The sequence below is a fragment of the Variovorax sp. MSC1_012 genome, from assembly GCF_023667525.1.
GTDB lineage: Bacteria > Pseudomonadota > Gammaproteobacteria > Burkholderiales > Burkholderiaceae_C > Variovorax > Variovorax beijingensis_B.
On sequence record NZ_CM174443.1, the window covers coordinates 2,565,522 to 2,584,794 of the forward strand.

20 protein-coding genes and 1 pseudogene are annotated in these 19,273 nt (G+C 64.1%); 9 read left to right on the forward strand and 12 right to left on the reverse strand.

Annotation, left to right across the window (positions count from 1 at the left end):
* Nucleotides 1–12: 12 nt before the first annotated feature.
* The 8 genes and pseudogenes from L1081_RS12185 to L1081_RS12220 form a co-directional block, all read right to left on the reverse strand.
* Nucleotides 13–1,284 (reverse strand): FAD-binding protein, encoded by a 1,272-nt coding sequence (locus L1081_RS12185; protein ID WP_489416631.1) that lies wholly within the window; start codon nucleotides 1,282–1,284, stop codon nucleotides 13–15.
* Nucleotides 1,284–1,790, reverse strand: a complete 507-nt coding sequence (locus L1081_RS12190; RefSeq protein ID WP_489416632.1) for an SDR family oxidoreductase — start codon at nucleotides 1,788–1,790, stop codon at nucleotides 1,284–1,286. Before L1081_RS12190 ends, L1081_RS12185 begins: the two co-directional genes overlap by 1 nt.
* A 34-nt stretch (nucleotides 1,791–1,824) precedes the next feature.
* Nucleotides 1,825–2,154, reverse strand: a pseudogene (locus L1081_RS12195) (SDR family NAD(P)-dependent oxidoreductase); the annotation flags it as partial.
* A gap of 181 nt (nucleotides 2,155–2,335) precedes the next feature.
* Nucleotides 2,336–3,058 carry an NAD(P)H-dependent oxidoreductase gene (locus L1081_RS12200; RefSeq protein ID WP_489416633.1) on the reverse strand — a complete coding sequence of 241 codons (723 nt, stop codon included), beginning with the start codon at nucleotides 3,056–3,058 and terminating at the stop codon, nucleotides 2,336–2,338.
* Nucleotides 3,055–3,825, reverse strand: a complete 771-nt coding sequence (locus L1081_RS12205; protein WP_489416634.1) for an enoyl-CoA hydratase-related protein — start codon at nucleotides 3,823–3,825, stop codon at nucleotides 3,055–3,057. Before L1081_RS12205 ends, L1081_RS12200 begins: the two co-directional genes overlap by 4 nt.
* Complete coding sequence (locus L1081_RS12210; protein WP_489416635.1) at nucleotides 3,825–4,262, reverse strand: DUF2000 family protein; 438 nt, start codon at nucleotides 4,260–4,262, stop codon at nucleotides 3,825–3,827. The genes L1081_RS12205 and L1081_RS12210 overlap by 1 nt, the downstream gene beginning before the upstream one ends.
* A gap of 267 nt (nucleotides 4,263–4,529) precedes the next feature.
* A complete protein-coding gene (locus L1081_RS12215) occupies nucleotides 4,530–5,225 on the reverse strand; it encodes a TetR family transcriptional regulator (protein ID WP_489416636.1) in 696 nt (231 codons plus the stop codon).
* Between the two features lie 211 nt (nucleotides 5,226–5,436).
* Complete coding sequence (locus tag L1081_RS12220) at nucleotides 5,437–6,333, reverse strand: LysR substrate-binding domain-containing protein (protein ID WP_489416637.1); 897 nt, start codon at nucleotides 6,331–6,333, stop codon at nucleotides 5,437–5,439.
* Between the two features lie 99 nt (nucleotides 6,334–6,432).
* Here L1081_RS12220 and L1081_RS12225 point away from each other — a divergent pair, with 99 nt between their 5' ends.
* The 3 genes from L1081_RS12225 to L1081_RS12235 all read left to right on the forward strand — a co-directional run bounded on the left by L1081_RS12225 (nucleotide 6,433) and on the right by L1081_RS12235 (nucleotide 8,643).
* Nucleotides 6,433–7,302, forward strand: coding sequence for an NmrA family NAD(P)-binding protein (locus L1081_RS12225; RefSeq protein WP_489416638.1), 870 nt, complete (start codon nucleotides 6,433–6,435; stop codon nucleotides 7,300–7,302).
* Nucleotides 7,303–7,332: 30 nt separating this feature from the next.
* Nucleotides 7,333–7,818 carry an AtaL-like protein gene (locus L1081_RS12230; protein WP_489416639.1) on the forward strand — a complete coding sequence of 162 codons (486 nt, stop codon included), beginning with the start codon at nucleotides 7,333–7,335 and terminating at the stop codon, nucleotides 7,816–7,818.
* A gap of 66 nt (nucleotides 7,819–7,884) precedes the next feature.
* Nucleotides 7,885–8,643 carry an SDR family NAD(P)-dependent oxidoreductase gene (locus L1081_RS12235; protein WP_489416640.1) on the forward strand — a complete coding sequence of 253 codons (759 nt, stop codon included), beginning with the start codon at nucleotides 7,885–7,887 and terminating at the stop codon, nucleotides 8,641–8,643.
* A gap of 41 nt (nucleotides 8,644–8,684) precedes the next feature.
* Here L1081_RS12235 and L1081_RS12240 read toward each other — a convergent pair whose 3' ends face one another.
* On the reverse strand, nucleotides 8,685–8,828 hold the full coding sequence (locus L1081_RS12240) for a hypothetical protein (protein WP_489416641.1): 144 nt from the start codon (nucleotides 8,826–8,828) through the stop codon (nucleotides 8,685–8,687).
* A 148-nt stretch (nucleotides 8,829–8,976) separates the two neighbouring features.
* Nucleotides 8,977–10,002 (reverse strand): LysR substrate-binding domain-containing protein, encoded by a 1,026-nt coding sequence (locus tag L1081_RS12245; protein WP_489416642.1) that lies wholly within the window; start codon nucleotides 10,000–10,002, stop codon nucleotides 8,977–8,979.
* 78 nt (nucleotides 10,003–10,080) lie between these two features.
* Between L1081_RS12245 and L1081_RS12250 the strand changes: the two genes are divergently transcribed.
* Both L1081_RS12250 and L1081_RS12255 read left to right on the forward strand, forming a co-directional pair.
* Nucleotides 10,081–11,319 (forward strand): CoA transferase, encoded by a 1,239-nt coding sequence (locus L1081_RS12250; protein ID WP_489416643.1) that lies wholly within the window; start codon nucleotides 10,081–10,083, stop codon nucleotides 11,317–11,319.
* A complete protein-coding gene (locus L1081_RS12255; protein ID WP_489416644.1) occupies nucleotides 11,316–12,599 on the forward strand; it encodes a DUF1254 domain-containing protein in 1,284 nt (427 codons plus the stop codon). The genes L1081_RS12250 and L1081_RS12255 overlap by 4 nt, the downstream gene beginning before the upstream one ends.
* Before the next feature lie 51 nt (nucleotides 12,600–12,650).
* Here the strand turns inward: L1081_RS12255 and L1081_RS12260 are convergent, their stop codons facing one another.
* Nucleotides 12,651–13,601 (reverse strand): IS110 family transposase, encoded by a 951-nt coding sequence (locus L1081_RS12260; RefSeq protein WP_209503614.1) that lies wholly within the window; start codon nucleotides 13,599–13,601, stop codon nucleotides 12,651–12,653.
* 229 nt (nucleotides 13,602–13,830) lie between these two features.
* On the opposite strand from L1081_RS12260, the gene L1081_RS12265 reads away from it, so the two are divergent.
* Both L1081_RS12265 and L1081_RS12270 read left to right on the forward strand, forming a co-directional pair.
* The gene (locus L1081_RS12265) at nucleotides 13,831–14,850 is read left to right on the forward strand and encodes a tripartite tricarboxylate transporter substrate-binding protein (RefSeq protein ID WP_489416645.1); all 1,020 of its coding nucleotides are present in this window, start codon (nucleotides 13,831–13,833) and stop codon (nucleotides 14,848–14,850) included.
* Nucleotides 14,851–14,857: 7 nt separating this feature from the next.
* Complete coding sequence (locus L1081_RS12270) at nucleotides 14,858–16,600, forward strand: carboxylesterase family protein (RefSeq protein WP_489416646.1); 1,743 nt, start codon at nucleotides 14,858–14,860, stop codon at nucleotides 16,598–16,600.
* 23 nt (nucleotides 16,601–16,623) lie between these two features.
* Here L1081_RS12270 and L1081_RS12275 read toward each other — a convergent pair whose 3' ends face one another.
* Complete coding sequence (locus L1081_RS12275; RefSeq protein WP_489416647.1) at nucleotides 16,624–17,649, reverse strand: IS5 family transposase; 1,026 nt, start codon at nucleotides 17,647–17,649, stop codon at nucleotides 16,624–16,626.
* Between the two features lie 293 nt (nucleotides 17,650–17,942).
* Here L1081_RS12275 and xth point away from each other — a divergent pair, with 293 nt between their 5' ends.
* The gene (xth, locus tag L1081_RS12280; RefSeq protein WP_489416648.1) at nucleotides 17,943–18,728 is read left to right on the forward strand and encodes an exodeoxyribonuclease III; all 786 of its coding nucleotides are present in this window, start codon (nucleotides 17,943–17,945) and stop codon (nucleotides 18,726–18,728) included.
* 5 nt (nucleotides 18,729–18,733) lie between these two features.
* Entirely contained in the window at nucleotides 18,734–19,240 is a 507-nt protein-coding gene (locus tag L1081_RS12285; protein ID WP_489416649.1) for a hypothetical protein, read from the forward strand.
* Nucleotides 19,241–19,273: the final 33 nt, after the last annotated feature.

Sequence of the window (19,273 nt, forward strand, 5' to 3'; positions counted from 1 at the left end):
CGGCGCCCGCTTTCACGATGCGGCTGGAGGCGTCAAATCAAAGTTCTGCCGAAACAGGCCGCCTGGATCCCATTTGCTCTTGAGCTGCCGAAGCCGTTGGAGCGTGGGCTGCGGAAACGCCCGAGACAGATCGTCCGCAGAGGGGGCCGTTTGAAAACTCGGGTACAGCCCATCGAGCAGCGGCCGCAGCGGCACCCAAGCTTCGTCCAGCTTGCTGATCTGGCCACCTGAAATGGCGGCCAAGTGGAAGTTCTGGTGACGGTGCGCGTATGCCGTTGCCTCGGCGGCGAGGTCATTCACCGCACCACCCACGCTGCGTACCTGAAGCATGTCCGCAGCGCCGGACTGCAGTAGTCCCTCCAATGCCTGGGCGAGGCAATGGTCCATGTGACGGGCGAGCCCGCTGCGGCTGCTCGCTTCTTGCTGGCCGGCATGAGGCTGGCCTGAGCGGGGCATCACCTCCGCGTAGGAAACCCGCTGTGAACGGTGGCCGAGCAACCGCCCCAACGTCAGGAACCCGTCCAAGGGTGCCGCGTGAGGGCCGCAGTCGACGAACGTTGCTTGAACAATGACCCGCCCGCCCGGTTGCCGAAGCAGGTAGAGAAAAGGGGTCAACTCGCGTGGAGCCGTCTCGACCAGTTCCCCCCAGCGCACGAGGAAGGCGCTGACATCACCTACTTCGTAAACTAGCACCGTGTGCGCCACGCTAGGGACGACAGCCGCCGTAACTTCCACCGCGGTGACGATCCCGAAATTGGCCCCGGCGCCGCGGACCGCCCAGAAAAGGTCTGGCTCGCTGGTTGCGCTGGCGCGACGCAACTTCCCATCGGCAGTGACGATGCTGGCGGCGACGACACGATCGATCGTGAGCCCGTACTGGCGCGCCATCAGCCCGATGCCTCCAGCGGTGACCAGCCCTCCAACGCCCACGTCGCCGGAATCGCCGGAACTGATGGCCAGGTTGTGGGGCGCAAGTGCCGCGGCCACCTCCCCCCAGTGCGCTCCGGCGCCAAGACGGACGAGCCCGAGCGCGGGGTCGATCACCTCGACAGCCTGCAGGCGCGCCAGTGAGATCACCGTCCCGCCTTCGTTGGTGGACACGCTGCTGATCCCGTGGCCACCACTTCGAATCGAGATCGCGCCAGGCTGCATCGCTGCCTGCTCAAGCGCAGCAGATACCTCCTCATCCTTTTCCGGCAGCAGGATGGTTGCGGGGGCTCCCCTCGCCGTGTACGTGTGCCGATGGCGAGCGTAGCGCGCGTCCTCGGGCAGGATGACTTCCATCAGCGCCGTCCTGCGGGCGGCTCCGCCTGAGGACCGAACTTTGCGTCCACGAAATATTGGAGTGCGGTGCCTGAGAGCGGGTGTGTCGCGGCGATGAGCGAGGCCACATGGGCACCGATCTGCACGTTGGAGATCCAACGCTCGTCGTCAATGCCGGCGAGTTGTCGGGCGCGTGTCCGGACGACGCCGAGAATCAGCTCATAGATGCGCGGACCGCGCGGGCCGACCTCTGCTGCCAAGCTGACGGTGAGGGATTTCATGGCCGCGTTCGTCATTCCGATCAGGGCGGAACCCGGGAAGGGAATGTCAGCGCTGTACCCGTTCAAATTCACAAGGGCCCCCGATGCCGAAATCGTCGGCAGCAGCGTACGCATGGCGCGGAACACACTGGTCTGACGAGTCGCCAGCGCATGTTCCCAGTCCTGCTCGGAGAGCTCGAGAATGCCACGCCGGCCCGGGGGTGCCCCACTCGCCAATCGCCACCACCGCGGCGTCCAGAGGTCCATGGGTCTGCAGGATTCGTTGCGTGCCGGCTCCAGCGTCGACCCGGGCTAGGTCCATCGCCTGAATCACCAACTGCTCGCTGTCCGCACCAACGCGCTCGGCCAAGTCTTCCAGGGACGACAAGTTGCGTCCCACGGCGACCACACGAGCACCGGACTGCAGAAGAGCCCGTGTGATTCCTTCGCCCACCCCGCCTGCCGCTCCGGCGACCAAAACGGTCTTTCCGAACAAGGCAGGAGCGGGTGATGTGTCTTGAAAATTGGAAGTCAATGACGAACCCTCGATCACTATCAACTGAATGCAGCAAAAAGTGTAGGTTGCCGTACGCCTTGTCGAGCATGGAGTGAGTGGAACGATGGGTTCCACGGGTAGAACAGTCCCGCGCGGTCCGTACCTTGGACACAACGCTCCAGCCGTCGCAATGCGCGTAGATGCGGCCAGGCTCGCGGGAAAAGTCTATGAAGGCGCGTTGTTCCAGGCCCTCCGCGGCCGCTGCAACAGGGACAGACCCTGTCGTGCTACGTCGGGTTGCTGTGCACCGTAACGACTACTGAAGGCGTCGAAATTCTTCATCAAAGCAGTCCAGCGAGGGCATCCGCAGCGTGGCCCGGCTGTCCAAGGCGTGCAGCGAGGCATGCAGATCCTCCAACAGGCTGCCGCGTTCCGCATCCGTGATGTAGGGCACGTGATAGGCCACGAAGGGCTCGAGCACTTCGTAGCCGACGTAGGCCAGGCTGCCCTGCAGCACGTGGCGCAGCATGGAAGTGATGTCGCCATGAATTCCATCTGGACCGAACATGTGCCGGCGCCCTCCCAGTGAGGTGACGACCAGCGCTCGCTTGCCCACCATGCCACCGCGGTCGTACACCCGCCGCCCGCCGTAGAACAGGCCAGAGAGGAAGACCCGGTCGATCCAGCCCTTGAGGATGGCGGGCATCGAGAACCAGAACACCGGAAACACGAGCACCAACAGGTCTGCGTTGCGCAGGCGCTCCACCTCAGCAGCGATGTCGGGAGCCAACGCCTGGTGCTGCAGCGCGTGACGCTGTTCCAGCGAGTAGACCAGGTAGCCTGGATCGCGGCGCTCGGCGAAATCTTGGGCTTGGGCCACTGGGTTGAACTGCTCGGCATACAGGTCGCTGCAGGTGACGGCCCACCCCTGTGCGACGAGGCCGTCCGTGACTGTGTCGCGCATGGCGGCGACAAAGGAGCGTGGCTCGAAATGCGCGTACACGATGTGGGCGCGACCTCGGGTATCGCCGGGCGTCATGCAGCAACTCCAGCGGCGCATGACACGGACTTGCGCGCTTGCAGTGCCTGGTTGATGGCGTCGACCTCGTCGTCGATGCGCCTGTGCACCGCATCAGCCTCTGCGAGCATGGTCTTGATCCGTTGGAAAGCCACGGAGTCCTTGGCACCCAATGCGGCCGCGCGATCCAACACCCGAGCTTGCAGCACGTCGAGCGAAACAAGTTCGGTCACCAGACCCCAGCGCTCAGCGTCTTCGCTGCTGAACGCTTCACCGCCGAGCAGCAGACGCCGGGCGCGAAGCGCCCCCACATGGCGAGCCAGCAAGAGCGTGCTGGCCGCCTCGGGCGCGATGCCCAGATTCACGAAGGGCAGTGCCAGTTGGGTGTCCGGCGCGGCGATCACCCAGTCCGCATGCATCAGCATAGTGACGCCGATGCCCGCGCCAGCGCCATGGACGCCGATCACCAAAGGCTTGCGTATCTCGGCGAGAGCGTGGAGGAACCGAGGTACGGGGTCGCCTTCATGCTGGGGCCATTGCGCGAGTGCCTTCAGATCGTGCCCCGCGCAGAAGACCGGCCCTTCTCCGGTGATCGCGATGGCGCGAACTGCGGTGTGCGCATCCGCGATGGCCAAACTCTCGGCCAGCGCGGCGAACATAGGCAAGGTGAGCGCATTGCGCTTGCTCGGGCGGCGCAGGACGATATGCCACACGGCGCCCGAGACCAAGGTCCCCTCGATGGCCTCGGTGGCGCATTCGCCCTGGAGAACCGGCTCGTGCACCGCCATCACGCTTTCTCCTGCCCCAGGAGGGCAAGCCTGCCTACCAGCTTGGAGATGGGCTTCTTGCCGCCCACGAGTGCGATGCCCACATAGCGCAGCGCGGCGCGTTCCACCTGCGCCACCGCGGCGAGAAACTCCGTGTAGTTCTTGGTCTGTTGCCCCTCGACGGGAAAGCGGAGCACATCAAAACCTGCTGCATCGCCCGCGCTGGCAAGCGCGCCTAGCTCGTCCTGAGTCGCGGCCAAGACCGAGATGCCGATGGGGATCAGCCCCGGCATGGCCTGCCCTTTCACGTCGAGAAGGGATGCACCCACCAGCCCGGGGTGACGCTGGCCGATGGTGAGTGCGAGCACGGCAGCGGCATTGGCGGCGCGGCCCGGCGGCAGGGCACTGTCGACCACGATCACGCAGCGTTCCGGCACGGGCGCAACGGTCGCAGGCATGGTGTGGGTGATTGTTGAAGTCGTCATCAAGCTTCAGGTCCAAAGATGGTTGAGATACTTTCCGTAGCCAGAGCCGGTGCTCGTGTCCGAGAGGTGCATGGCTTTGCCGGCGATTTGCAGCACGACTTGTTGGATGCGCTCGCGCGCCGGCCCGATAGATAGTCCTGTCCTCATATGTCCGATGCCAATCACCTCGCCTCTGTGACCATCGTTTATCTCCGTGGCGGAGACCGCCGAAGCGACCCTGGTTCTCTTCGCGCGGATGCGCTATCGCACCTTGTCGTCGAACCGCTTCAAGACGGTCGTCATATCGGCGTGCAGGTCCTTGAGGGCCTGTTCGGCAGCGGTCCGTGGCGCGAAGGCCGACCACAACATCTCACTCAGCTGTTCGCTGGTGAGGGCAATGTCCGGCTTCGAGCCAGACTCGACATAGCCCCAGAGCACGTGCTCCATGGAGCCGTACACCATGTCTCGCATCAACCGCAATGGCAGGTCGTCGCGCGCCGTGCCGGCAGCGCGGGCAGCCTTGAGGATCGACATCAAGGGTGCGGTATAGCTGCGCTTGAGCTCTGCGATGACGTCGGTGAACGACTTGTCCGCGGTACGGCCTTCGCTGAGCACAAGGGCACAGATGCCGGCGCCTTCGCCCATCAGGTTGTCCAGATGCTTGCGCACGATGAACTGAAGTTGCTCGCGCAAGCTGCGGGAGGCGGGAAGCTGCGTTTCGAGTTCTGCCGTGATCTGTGCGTACCACTGACGGATCACCTCTACGCACAGTTCTCGCTTGCTGCCGAAGTAGGTGAACACGGTAGCTTCGGAAACGCCCGCTTGCTGCGCGATCTCCTGTGTCGTCGCAGATTCGAACCCGCGTGCTGCAAACACTTCCCTCGCCACCGCCAACAGCCCCGCAATACGTTGCAGCGTGCGTGGGGTGGTGGCTTGACGACGTGAAACTGCTTGCATGAGCGATTATTTGAGTGTTGCTCAAGTTTATCTCGGACTAGAAGTATTTGGCAAGCATTATGGAGATAGCTTTCAGGGACAACATGCCGTCACCTTATTTGAGGTTTACTCAATTTAGAGAAAGTCGCCCCTTGATCTCTGGACGCCTGAAGCCCGCCAACGGTCAGAGGCGGCAAGCGATCCCGTCGGCTGTAAAGCACCGAACGGCGGCTCAATCGATGAAGGCTGCCAGTTCGTCTGGAGATCCTGTAGGGAATGATTCCTTCAAGAAGTCCAGGAACGTTGACACGCGAGCACTCAGCAGCCGGCGCGACGGGTACAAGGCCCACAGCGCGATCTCCGGGCCTTCGACATCGCCCCAGCACATCAGCTTCCCAGCGGCCAGATCTTTGGTCACCAGAGAGATCGGTACGCGGGCGACACCGACGCCTGCACGGACGGCGTCCCGCACCATGAACAACGAGGCAAGGCACAGCGCAGGTTTCACGCTGATGCGCTTCTTGCCCGACTTGCCTGTGTACTCCCATGAAGATGCCGCTGCGCCGAAGCCCCTGCCCCGCATGACCGCTGGAACCGCTGCCTTGCCCACAGGTGGCTTGAGCTGCGGACTGGCAACAACGACGAGACGGTCTCTCATGAAGATCCGCCCGACCAGCCTGGCATCCGGATCGGGATTGACCCGAATCACGAGGTCGTAGCCCTCCTCCACCATGTCCACGGCCCGATCCTCGGTCGTGACCTCGAGCTGGATCTCGGGATACCGCAGCGCGAACTCGGCTGCCAGCTTTCCCATGGCGGCCTGCGAGAACAGCAGCGGCGCGCTCACTCGCAAGTGGCCTCGCGCCGTCTCACCGCCCGATGAGATTGCCGCAGCCGTTTCGTCGATCTCAAGCAGCAGCGCCGAGGTCCTCTCGTAGAGCGCGCGTCCCTCTTCGGTGAGTTTCAACGCCCTCGCGCCCCGCTCGAACAAGCGCAAGTTGAGGCCGCTTTCCAGATCGGCGACGCGCCGGGACAGCGTGGCCTTGGGTCGGCCCGATTCGCGCGCTGCACTACCCACGCCACCGTGACGAGCGACCAGGTTGAAGTCAGCCAGTGCAAGCAAATCCATTTGTTCCACCTGTGGGACGAAGTGTCCAAATATAACGGCTATCTGAATTATCTTGGAACAAAGAAGATCAGGGCTCGTTTCAACCAACCGGAGTTCTTCATGACCATCCTCATCACCGGCGCCTCTGGTGCCATCGGCCGCCAAGTCGTTCAGCAACTCGTCAAGCGCGGCGCCGCCGTGCGGGCACTTGTACGCGACCCGGCCAAGACCAGCTTCCCCGCTGGCGTCGAAGTCGTTCAAAGCGACTTGCTCGACGTCCAGTCACTGCGCGCAGCACTGGCGGGCGTATCCACCTTGTTCCTCCTCAACGGCGTGGTCCCAGACGAATTCACGCAAGCCCTGGTCACCCTCAACCTGGCACGCGATGCCGGCATCGACCGAGTCGTCTACCTGTCGGTGATCCATGCCGACAAGTACCTGAACGTTCCCCACTTCGCAGGCAAGTTCGGCGTGGAGCGGATGCTCGAACAGATGGGCTTCGGCGCCACCATCCTGCGGCCGGCGTACTTCATGCAGAACGACCTCACCGTCAAGGACGTCGTCACCGGCTACGGCGCGTATCCGATGCCCATCGGCAACAAGGGTCTGGCCATGGTCGACACGCGCGACATCGCAGAAGTCGCCGCCCTCGAACTGCTGCGCCGCGAACAAGCTCCCGAGGCGCTGCCGCTGAGCCGGATCAACCTGGTCGGCCCCGACGCGCTGACCGGGACCGACGTCGCCGGTATCTGGTCGGACGTGCTGGGTCGTCCAATCAACTACGGCGGCGACGACACCACGGGGTTCGAGAAGAACCTGCTGAACTTCATGCCAAGCTGGATGGCGTACGACATGCGCCTCATGAGCGAACGCTTCCTGACCGAGGGCATGAACCCGAACGCGGGTGACGTCGACCGCCTGACGACGCTGCTCGGCCGGCCGCTGCGCTCGTACCGCGCGTTCGCTGCCGAGATCTCGGCTTCGGCCTGACCCGTCCACCCACACACAAGGAGTCTCTTCATGATCTATTCGACCGCCACCGTTCCCGTCAACCCCGCGGGCGAGCTTCCGCTGACCCGCGCCCAGGTGTGGGCCGGCCTGGTGCTCAAGGCCCGCGATGCCCGCCAGTTCCTCCCACCAGGCCTGTGCACACGCTGCGACGTCACGGAAGAAACCGTCACGCATTTCGTGCGCGAAGCGACGATCGCCGGCGCCGATCTGCGCGAGATCATCACGCTCGAACCGCAAAGCAAGGTGACCTTCTTCCAGGCCATCGGTCCGCGCGAAGGCGCGATCGTGAACGAACTGTTCGAGGACGAGGCCGGGGAACTGCAGCTTCGCTTCTATTGCTTCATCGGCCTGCGCGACAAGGCGCCGAACGGCCCCGAAGAGCAGGCCGAGCAGGCGCAGTTCGACAGCGTCGACAAGGGCTACAGGGCCGCGCTGCTCTCGACGCTCAAGCGGACGCGCGAACTGCTCGCAGAGGGCACCCTCGACCGGCCTTGATCGCATTCACGAAGCACGCCAAGACCTTGGCGCAGACCGAAACTTGTCTTCAAAAGGAACACCGAAATGAAAACCACCCAGAACACCATCCTCATCACCGGCGGCGGCACGGGCATCGGCGAGGCGCTCGCGCATCGCTTCCATGACCTCGGCAACACCGTGATCATCGCGGGCCGGCGCATGGAAACGCTGAAGAAGGCGGTCGGAGACCGGCCGCGCATGCACGCGCTCACGCTCGACATGGACGATGCCGCCAACGTCGCGGCGTTTGCCGAGAAGCTAGTCGCGGACTTCCCAGAAGTCAACGTGCTGGTCAACAGCGCCGGCATCATGCGCATGGAGTCGGGCCTGGACAAGTACCGGGACCTGAGCGATGCGGAAGCCAGCGTCACCAGCAACCTGCTCGGGCCGATCCGCCTCACGAACGCATTGATCGAGCATCTGACCCGTCAGCCCGATGCGGCCATCGTCAACGTGAGTTCGGGCCTTGCCTTCGTGCCCCTGGTCATTGCGCCGACCTACTCGGCGATCAAGGCTGCGATCCACAGCTACACCGTTTCGCTGCGTGCGGTGCTCAAGAACAAGGTCGAAGTGATCGAGTTGGTGCCACCCGCGGTGCAGACCGACCTGACCCCTGGTCAGAAGAACAACGAGCGCTTCATGCCACTCGACAAGTTCGCCGATCAGGTCATGGCGATCTTCCAGCAGACGCCCACTCCGAGCGAGATCCTCGTGGAAGGGGTCGACTTCATGCGCAATGCGGAGAAGGAAGGTCGATTCGACGATGCCGTGGCGGCGATTAATCCGTTTCTTCCACAGCGCTGACGCGCTCCTGATGGAGCTTGTTGCCCGGATCGAGGAGGCGTTCACCCCGCGCGCCCGAATGCGAGTCCTATGTCCGGGCAACACCCTGCCAAAACGATGATTGAGAAGCCGAGATGAAAGAGCACGTCCTGAGCAAAGAGCTCCCAGTTGCTTTCGTCAATTTGTCGCAGTTCGGCTTCGTACATGCTGAGCTCTCATGCTGAGCTCTCATGCCGATGCATAGCGTGATGTATCCCGCAACCCCTGCGGAATAAATTGGCTCACGCGAGATATTCTGGACCCTGATTCTTCCTGGAAGTGGCTTGCTGCTTGGGCTTGCGGTCAGTGTACTGTTCAAAAGTCCGCTGAGCGCGCAATGCCTGCAATGCGATCATCCCGACTTCTTTTACTAGGCGCCCCCAATGGTTTCGGTATGTCGGTGCAAGTGCTTGCCGAGCGTATTGCATCTGCGAAAGCCTGCACGAGCAGGGGGGAACCTTCAGCCGCGCGCCGCGTGTACAAAGCCAGCGACGGAAGCAGGACCGGCGGTGTGAGGGGCAGACGAACGATGCCACCGCGCGAAAGTTCGTCCCGTGCCTGTTCGAAACGCACCGCCCCGAGCATGGTTCCATCCAAGCGCAAAACGCTGCCGAGGGTGACAGAGGAAAGCACTTCAATGGCGGGCTCTGGAGGCTTAAGGCCCGCGTTTAGAAACGCGGTCATCAATGCCTGTCGAACCAGCGTGTCCTTTGGGGGGGCGACCCATGGCTGAACGTGAACATCGCTCCAGGTCAATCGCCGCTTGCGCGAAAGAGAGTGCCCTTGCGCGCACAGCACGCACAGTTCGTCATCCACCAGCAACTCGGGCTTCAGCAGCGACAGTTGGGCGCTCGTGAGCAGCTCGGGTGTGACCGCGCCGAACACGCAGTCGAGCTCGCCGTTCAAAAGTCGCTGGATCAGTTCGCGGACCCTGCCTTCCTGCACTTGTACCTTCGCGAGTGGCAATCGCCTGCGCAGTTCGATGATCGCCTGAGGCACGGTGGCAGTCACGGACAGGGTGCCCAGCCGCAGCAAACCCTCTGCACCGTCTCGCATTGCATCCACTTCGTCCTTGCTGCGCGAAAGCTCGCCCAGGATGACCCGGGCCCGGTAGATCGCTGCGTTTCCGGCCGCGTTGGCTACCAGTCCATGCGCTGTGCGCTCGAACAGGCGGGCGTCGAAGCCTGCTTCGATCTCGCCAAGCATCTTGCTCAGCGCCGGCTGGCTCAGGTTTAGCTGGGTCGCGGCGGCGCGCATCGAGCCTGCATCGGCCAGGGCCACCAGCAGTTCCAGATGCCGCATGCGCAGACGCCGCACCAGGTAGTCGGATGGGAAAGACATGGAGTCTCCGCGAACGGCTGCAAGTGGATGGTGATCACCCAATGTGATCACGCAATCAGGATTATGGATTTTTCAGGAATGTCTACCGCGACTATCGTTGCGGCCATGTCATATTCCCGAGAAAACGTTTCCACGGCACCCGCAGCGCCCCTGGCCGGGGTGTCCGTCATTGATTTGGGCCAATACATCGCAGGCCCCGGCGCCGCGATGGTGCTGGCGGATTTGGGGGCCACAGTGATCAAGGTCGAGCCGATGACGGGCGATCAGGCACGCCATGTGGGGCGATATGGCGAGGCCATGGTGCGGGCTTACAACCGGGGGAAGCGTTCCATCGCCTTGGACCTCAAGAGCGAGTCGGGCCGGGAAGTTGCTTGGCGGCTCATTGCCCGATGCGACGTGGTCGTGCAAAACCTGCGCCCGGGCGCAGTCGAGAAGCTGGGCCTGGGCCCTTCGCAGGTGCGCGCTCGCCATCCTCGGGTCATCTACCTGTCGATCTCAGGTTTTGGCAGCGGGGGGCCGTCGAGCGAACGCCCCGGCTACGACATCGCAGCGCAGGCGGAAAGCGGCCTCATGTCCGTCACAGGTGAGGCCGATCGCCCGCCGCAGAAGGTGGGTGTGCCGATCATCGATGCTGCTGCGGCGGACCTGGGGGCCCAGGCCGTCCTGGCGACCCTCTACGGACGCGAGCGCAGCGGCGTGGGCGAGACGCTGGAGGTGTCGCTGCTGGAGACAGCCCTCCACCTTCAGGCGGCCACTTGGTGCGATTACCTGGGTGGAGGGCCAGAGCCTACCCGCATCGGGCATGGGCAGCCACATAACGCGCCCGCGGCCGAAGTCGTGGCCACGCGCGATGGCCACATCGTGTTGTCAGCCTACGCCGAAGACCACTGGAAGCGCTTTTGCCGCGCCGTGGGCCGGGAAGAACTGGTGCACGACCCACGCTTCTCCAGCAACGACCAGCGGGTTGCCCACCGCACTGAACTTCGCCGGGTGCTGGATGAATGCCTCTCGGCCTACACCAGCGACGCGGCCGTCGAGATGCTCAGCCGGCACCAGATTGTTGCCGGGGCGGTGCGCCCTTACAGCGATGTGCTGACCAACGCGGACGTGATCGCCAGCGGGATCATGGTGGACGCCGCGTCGGCTGACGGCGAGCGGTACCGGGCGCTGGGCTTGCCGTACCGCATGGGCCATGGCTACCGGCCCGCGCCCGCGGCGGCGCCAGAGTGCGGCGCGAACAGCGACGAACTGCTCGCCGAGTTCGGCTACTCGGCGCAAGATATTGCCGCGCTGCGCGCAGCCGGGGCGGTGGCATGAACATGACCGCGACTTGCTCCCATACCGCGACGCTTTCGCTCGACACCGCGCGTGCCGCGGTGCTGCAAACCTTGCCGCTGTTCGAGATGATGCGCATGCGCGCTGCAACCACGGCGCGGCGCCATCCCGTTCTGGGTTTCGCGAGCGACGACCGTGCGTCGCACGTGCGCTGGGTCAACCATTTCACCCACACTCACCGCCGCATCGGGCCAGAGGACCGCGAAGTGGTCAGTCCCAACAACGACACGGTCTTCAGCAACGCGTGGCTGGATCTGTCCCGAGGGCCCGTGCTCATCGACACACCCGACATGGGAGAACGTTACTGGACGCTGGGCCTGCTCGACGCATGGACCAACCCGTTCGCCTACGTGGGACGCCGCACCACGGGAAACCGGCGCCAGCGCACACTGGTGCATGGGCCTGCCTGGCAGGGAACGGTGCCCGACGGCGTGGACAACGTGATTGCCGCGCCGGGCGAGGAAGCCTGGGTCATCGGCCGTCTCCTTGTGGACGACGACCCGGACGACATGGAACAGGCGGCCGCCCTGCAGCGCGGTATCTCCCTGCACCGCCTGGACGACGGCGTGGCCGCGTTTCGGGTGGACACGGGGCTGGATGGCGGCGCGGCGCATGCACCGGATGCCGCGCTCTACCGCGCCACGATCGACGCAGCCCTGGCCCGCAACCCGGTGCCGGCGGGGGAGCGCCTGTGTTGGCCGGTAGAGGACGGAGCCCTTGCGAGCGCATTGCCGCAGGTGTTCGAGGAGCTTCGCCAGAAGGCCCAGCCCCACGCGCTGGGGGGTGGCTGGGCACTGCCCGTGGCGGTGCGCACGCACTGGGGCGCGGATGTGGCGATGCGCGCGCGCGTCGCGCGCAACTTCATCGGTGCACTGGGCATTGAGGAGGCCATGTACCCCACCGCAGAGGTGGACGCCGACGGCGCGCTGCTCAACGGGTCGCACGCCTACGAGCTGCGCTTTGAGCCAAGCGCTTTGCCAGAGGTGGACGCCTTCTGGTCGCTCACGCTGTACCGGCGAAGCGATTGCCTGCTAGTTGCCAACCCGGCGCATCGCTACTCGGTGGGTGACCGCCTGCCGGGTCTGCTGAGGGGGGCGGACGGAAGCCTTTCCATCCGAATTCAGGCTGAGGACCCGGGCCGGGCGCACAACTGGCTGCCCGCCCCACGCGCAGAGGAGTTCTTCCTGGTCCTTCGGCTCTATCAGCCCAGGCGTCGGCATCTCGAGTTCCGGTTCCCGTATCCCCCCCTGCGCCGCCTGTAGCACGGCTGACCCTCGACACAAACACAACAGCAACCATCTTGTATGACCAACTCAAGCTGCCACCGCAAAGTCGTCGCGCCAAGGTTGCCTGGTTCTGGCAATGGCGTTGAGGATGATGAGCAGCTTGTGCATGCATGCCACCAAGGCGACCTTCTTTGGCTTGCCTGCGGCCAGCAGGGCCGCATAGAAGGCCTTGAGCACGGGATTGAATCGCGTGCCTACCAAAGCGGCGACGTACAGCACGCGGCGCACGTCCGCGCGTCCACCGAAGATGTGACGCTGTCCGCGCAAGGTGCCCGAGTCGCGGTTGACTGGAGCCAGGCCCACCAGGGAAGTGATCTGCTTGCGGTTGAGCTTGCCCAGTTCGGGCAATTGCGCCAGCAGGGTGCTGGCCGTGGTCGGCCCCACCCCCTTGACCGAGGTCAGCAAACGCGCCAGGTCTGCGTGATGTGCGTGCACGTGCTCGCGCAGCTCGCCGTCCATGTCGTGAAGCTGGGCGGCAATGGCATCCATGATCGCCAGGATGCTGGCCTTGGCCTTCGGATGAGCCAGTGCAAGGCGTTGGCGTTCGGCCACGAGCATGGCCACCAGCTGGCGTCGGCGGGCCACCATGGCGGTGAGCTCACGCTGCTGCTCGTCGGCCAGCGCGCGTGGCTCATGGCCCTGGGCGTCCAGCAGTTCGGCGAATCCGCGAAGCATCTGCGCGTCGATTCGATCGGTCTTGGCCAGCTTGCCCATACAGCGCGCGAAGTCGCGCGCCTGTCGCGGGTTAATGACCGACACGCGCAGACCAGCGGCTGCCAGCGCGAGCGCCAGACCCTGCTCATGGCCACCGGTGGCCTCCAACAGGATCAGGCGAGGTGCCAGCGGCACGAGCACCTGACACAACTCGGCATGACCGGCCTCGTCGTTGCCCAGGTTCAAGGTCTGTGTCTCGCCACTGGCGGCCACCTCGAAGCTGGCCTTGGCGATGTCGATGCCTACGTAGACAGGTTCACTCATGACAGTTCTCCGGCTCCCAGCCTTATGAATACGAAATGTGTTCGATCAACCATTCGGGATGCAGCAGAACAAAGAGACCACCACCGCGCGCCCTGTGCTGTAGGTCGAGCTCGGGCTCGCAGGAGACCCAGGCTGCGCGGTGGCGAGTCAACCCGTTCACTGATCGACGTGCTTTGCAGCACCTCGAGCAATGAAGTTTGAACTATTCGAAAGATATAAGGAGACAGACATGAGCTTGCGCCCCCCGCCTTTGAACAGCCTCTCACCAACGCGGCCTCAGCGCCGCACCGTGCTCGCCACGCTGGCGGTCGGCCTGGCGTCGGGCACCGGCGTGCTCGCGCACGCGCAGGCGGACTGGCCCACGCGGCCGGTCAAACTGATCTCGCCTTACGCGGCGGGCGGCGCCAGCGACCTCTCGGCCCGTGCGCTGGGCGAATACCTTGCCAAGGCTCTGGGCCAGCAGTTCGTCGTCGAAAACAAGCCCGGTGCGGGCACTCGGTTGGGGACCGAGTTCGTGGCGCGCGCGCCCGCCGATGGCTACACCGTGCTCTACGTAGCCGCTCCCTATGCAACGGCCGAAGCGCTGTACGGCCAGGGCTTGAGCTACCAGCGCGAGCAGTTACGCCCGATCGCCATGGCCATGCACGCGCCGCTGTTCCTGATCGTCAATGCGCAGACTCCGATCAAGAGCGTGCGCGATCTCGTGGCGTTCTCCAAGACGCGCCCGGGGGGCACCAACATTGGAACGCCCGGTGCGGGGTCGCAGCCCCACCTGGCCGGCGAACTGCTGTTGCGCGAAGCAGGCATGGAGGGGATCAACGTGCACATGCGCGGCGATGCCATCGCCTACTCGGAGTTGCTGGGGGGGCGCGTCGATGCCACTCTGACGGCGATCAGTTCGGCCTTGCCCCACATCGCGGCCGGCAAACTGCGGGTGCTCGGCGTGGCCTCTGAAAAACGCAGTGCGCTGTACCCGTCAGCACCCACGATTCGCGAACAGGGCTTCCCGAGCGTGGTCGCATCCGGTTGGTATGGCTTCATGGTGCCGGCCGCCACGCCCGGGGAGGTGGTGGCGAAGCTGCAAGCCGCCGTCTTGCGAGCACTGGATGATTCCACCATCAAGCAGAAGCTGCTCGACATGGGCCTGGAGGCCAGCGGCGCGCCGGGGGCCGAATTCGCGAAATACATCGATGATCAGACGCGCAAGTGGACCAGTGTGATCCGCAATGCCAACATCAAGATCGATTGAGCGCACGATGAAATCCACCTCAACTTGCTGGGCTTTCGCCATCGGTGCACTGCTGATGCTCAACGCCTGCACCCACACGTCCGCCGTGAACACGGGCCTGCAACGACCCACTGCCTTTGGTCCGGTAGTCGGCGCCGAAGATGCATCGGTCGGTGGCATCCACAGCTGGAAAGGCATTCCCTATGCGGCAGCGCCAGTGGGGCAGCTACGCTGGCGTGCACCTGAGGACCCGCCCGCATGGACGCAGCCACGTGCGGCGACATCGTTTGCGAACGCATGCGTTCAGACCAGCCGGCTGTATGGGCCGGGTCTGAACAATCGATACGACGCCACCATCGGCAGCACGTTGGGCCAGACATTGGGCTCGGAGGACTGCCTCTACCTCAACATCTGGGCGCCGACCGCATCCGCGTCAACCTCCCGCCCCGTCATCGTATGGGTGCACGGTGGCAGCAACATCACCGGCTACACCGCGGACCCGGTGTACGACGGCGCCACGCTGGCCCGCGCGACTGGCTCGGTCGTGGTGTCGGTCGCCTACCGGCTTGGCGTCTTCGGTTTTCTGGAGCTTGCACCATTGAAGACGGGGGACGCTGCGACCGACTCGGGCAACTTCGCACTGCTCGACATCGTGAAGTCGCTGGAATTCGTCCAGCGCAATATCGATGCCTTTGGTGGCGACCCTGGCCGGGTCACGTTGATGGGTGAGTCCGCCGGCGCGGTCAACGTCTACGCGCTGCTCACCTCCCCTATGGTGGTCGCCAAGCCTACGCCCTTGTTTCACCGGTTGGTGGCGCTCAGCGGGGGTATTTCATCGGCCGCCACGCTGCCGCCGGGTTCTTTCGCGACCATCCTGCCCCGCAGCGTATGGACCACGCGAGGCAACGCCTTGCTGGACCACTCGCTCGCAGCCGACGGGATTGCCACCGACCGACCCTCCGCCGAAGCGCACATCGCTTCGCGCACGCCCCAGCAACTGGCCGCCTACATGCGCGGCCTTTCACCCGACGCCATCTTGACCACCGTGCGCACGCGGCTTGCACCGATGGGCCTGGCGGCAGCCAACCCGATCCCCGATGGGCACGTCGTACCTGCGGATCCCATCGCAGCCATCCGTGCAGGCGAATACGTCAAGGTGCCGGTACTGGCTGGCAATACGCGCGACGAAAGCAAACTGTTCCCGGCCCTGCTGGCCATGCGGCCGGCTCTGGGCGGCACCAGCGGCCGCCTGCTCGATGACGCCGCGGTGTTCAAGCTGGCCCATGGCTACCAGCCCGATGCCCCACCTGCCAGCCGTATCGAGGACTGGGTGCCTGCGCAATACCTGCCGGTCGACGCGCCGAAAACGGGGTTGAACGCGCGCATCGCAGAACTCGACCGCATCTGGTTCTTCGCGTTTCGAGACGACGTGCTCAATGCGCTCAAGTCTCGCCAGCCCGATGTCTGGCACTACCGTTTCGACTGGGATGAGCTGCCAACGCCTTTTGACAAGGTCTACGGCGCGGCACACAGTTTTGACTTGCCGTTCGTCTTTGGCAATTTCGGACCCTCGCTCTATTCGAACATCTCGTTCAGCCAGGCGAACCGAGCGGGCCGGCTCGACCTGTCGGCCAAGATGATGCAAAGCATTGGCAGCTTCGCGGACCGCGGAGACCCCAATAGCGCAGGCCTAGGTGCTGCTTGGCCTGCTTGGCCCCGTTCACTCATTTTTGATTCGAGCCTCGAAGCGGCAAAGCTGGCAGTGGAATGACTCTGGATGTTTTCAGCTGGGAATCATTGCCTCTTCCCGGGCGCCGTTGCTAAGCACCCACAGCCGCAAGGCAACATGGATCTCCAGCGCGCGCAGGGCGTTCCCCCAGTGGCCCGCCAATCCCACAGGTTCGACAGCGCGAACAGCGTCAGCAGATGGGCCGTGTTCTTCTGCAGGCCGCGGAAGCGCACCTTCACCAGGCCGAATTGGCGCTTGATCACGCGGAACGGATGCTCCACTTTCGCGCGGATGCTTGCTTTGCGATGCTCTTGCTTCTGCAGCCGCGTCTTGGCCCTCCCGTCGGGCATCTTGGCGATGTCGCTGGGCCGCGCGGCGATATGCCACTGCAGGTCTTCGCGCTCCACGCGACTCGGGGCGCCTCGATAGCCGGAGTCGGCCCAGACTTGTTGCTCCTTGCCATGCAGGAGATCGGCAACTTGCTCCACGTCGGCCTCATTGGCTGGCGTGGTGGTCACCGTGTGGACCAGCCCGCTGTCAGCGTCCACGCCAATGTGCGCCTTCATTCCGAAGTGCCACTGGTTCCCCTTCTTGGTCTGGTGCATCTCGGGGTCGCGTTCGCCCTCGGCGTTCTTCGTCGAGCTGGGCGCTGCGATGATCGTTGCGTCCACGATGCTGCCTCGCTTGAGCAGCAGGCCCTTGCGCGCAAGGTGCGCATTGACCTGCTTCAGGATGTCTTCGGCCAAGTCGTATTCCTCCAGCAGCTGCCGGAAGTTCAGGATCGTGGTCTCGTCCGGAATGGGCTCGCTCAGGTTCAGCCCCGCGAAGTTGCGCAGCGAGGCGATCTCATACAGCGCTTCCTCCATCGCTGGATCGCTCAGCGCAAACCAGTTCTGCATCAGGTGCACACGCCGCATAGCTTCAAGCGGATACGGCCTGCGGCCGCGACCGGCCACCGGATAGAACGGCTCGATGACCTTCAGCAGCGCCTTCCAGGGCACCACCTGTTCCATCTCTTCGAGGAAGACCTCGCGTCTGGTCTTCTTCCTCTTGCCCGCGTACTCCGCGTCCGAAAAGCTCAGCTGGCTCATCGCTTCGGCTCCTTTGAGCGATCAACGTCTGGTGGAATGATCGGTGGACTTGTTCAGACCTTAGCGCGCCCAGCACACGAGTGCCAAAGCCCCCCCTGTTTCCACCAACTCGCTGTTGCACCCTGTTGGGGCGCCGACAAGGCAAAGTCGAGGGCTTTTGCTAAGCTGGCTAACTTCGTTCCCGGGGGCCAAGTGCAGCGAAGCATAAAACGGGTACGCTGGCGGGTATGCGCCCAAACAAGCGCTCCGAACACGTTAAAAAACCTTTTAAAATCAATAGGTTACAATAATTCATGAAAATAGCCACCTGGAATGTCAATTCCCTGACTGCCCGCCTGCAGCATGTGCTCGACTGGCTGATTGCCAACCCGGTCGACGTGCTGTGCCTGCAGGAGCTCAAGATGAGCGACGACAAATTCCCGCTCGACGTGCTCAAGTCGGCCGGCTACGAGGCCGCCGTGTTCGGGCAGAAAACCTACAACGGCGTCGCCATCCTGAGCCTCGCGCCGATGCGCGACGTGGCAAGGAACATCGGCGGCTTCACCGACGACCAGTCCCGCGTGATCGCGGCCACGGTCGAGACGCCGGCGGGTCCGCTGCGCATCGTGAACGGCTACTTCGTCAACGGCCAGGCGCCGGGCACCGACAAGTTCGAATACAAGATGGGCTGGCTGCGCGCCCTGCGCGAATGGCTGCGTGCGGAAATGGCGGCCCATCCGAACCTGGTGCTTCTCGGCGACTTCAACATCACGCCGGAAGACCGCGACAGCTTCGACCCCGTGGGCCTGGCGGAAACCATCCATCACACGACCGAGGAGCGCGAGCATTTCAAGGCGCTGCTCCAGCTGGGCCTGGTCGACAGCTTCCGCCTTTTCGAGCAGCCCGAGAAAAGCTTTTCGTGGTGGGACTACCGGATGCTGGGCTACCAGAAGAACCGCGGCCTGCGCATCGACCACATCCTGGTGAGCGAGCCGCTGGTGCCGCGCGCCAAGGGCTGCATCATCGACCGCGTGCCGCGCAAGTGGGAAAAGCCGAGCGACCACGCCCCGGTGGTGCTCGATATCGACCAGGGAATTTGATGACCATGACCATCCGCACCCTCACGATCATTGCGGCGGCGCTCGCGCTCACCGCCTGTTCCGCATTCAAGACTGCGGACAGGGCCGACGACGGCAAGTCGTCCACCTCCGCCACCGACGAGGTGCCTGGCACCAGGGGCGACGTGCCCACCGTGCGGCTGATCACCGCGCAGACGCCTGCCGTGCGGGCTTATCGCAAGACCGGGGCGCGCCAGATCTACAAGGCCTATCCGCAGCGCATCTACAAGGGAAAGATTCCCCCGCTGGTCTATGCGGTGGTGGTGGTCGAGACCGACCTCGATGCCGAAGGCAACGTCAGGAACGTCACATTCAGTCGTGTGCCGGGCCATGCGCCCGAGGTGCCGGGAAAGATTGCGGAACTCATCAAGGCGGCGTCGCCGCTGCCCAGCCCGGGGCGCCTGGGCGGCCACACGTATGTGGACACATGGCTCTGGGACAAGAGCGGCAACTTCCAGCTCGACTCGCTGACGCTGGGGCAGCGCAGCCGGTAAGTAAGCTCGCCCCCAGTCTTCGCGCACTTCGTG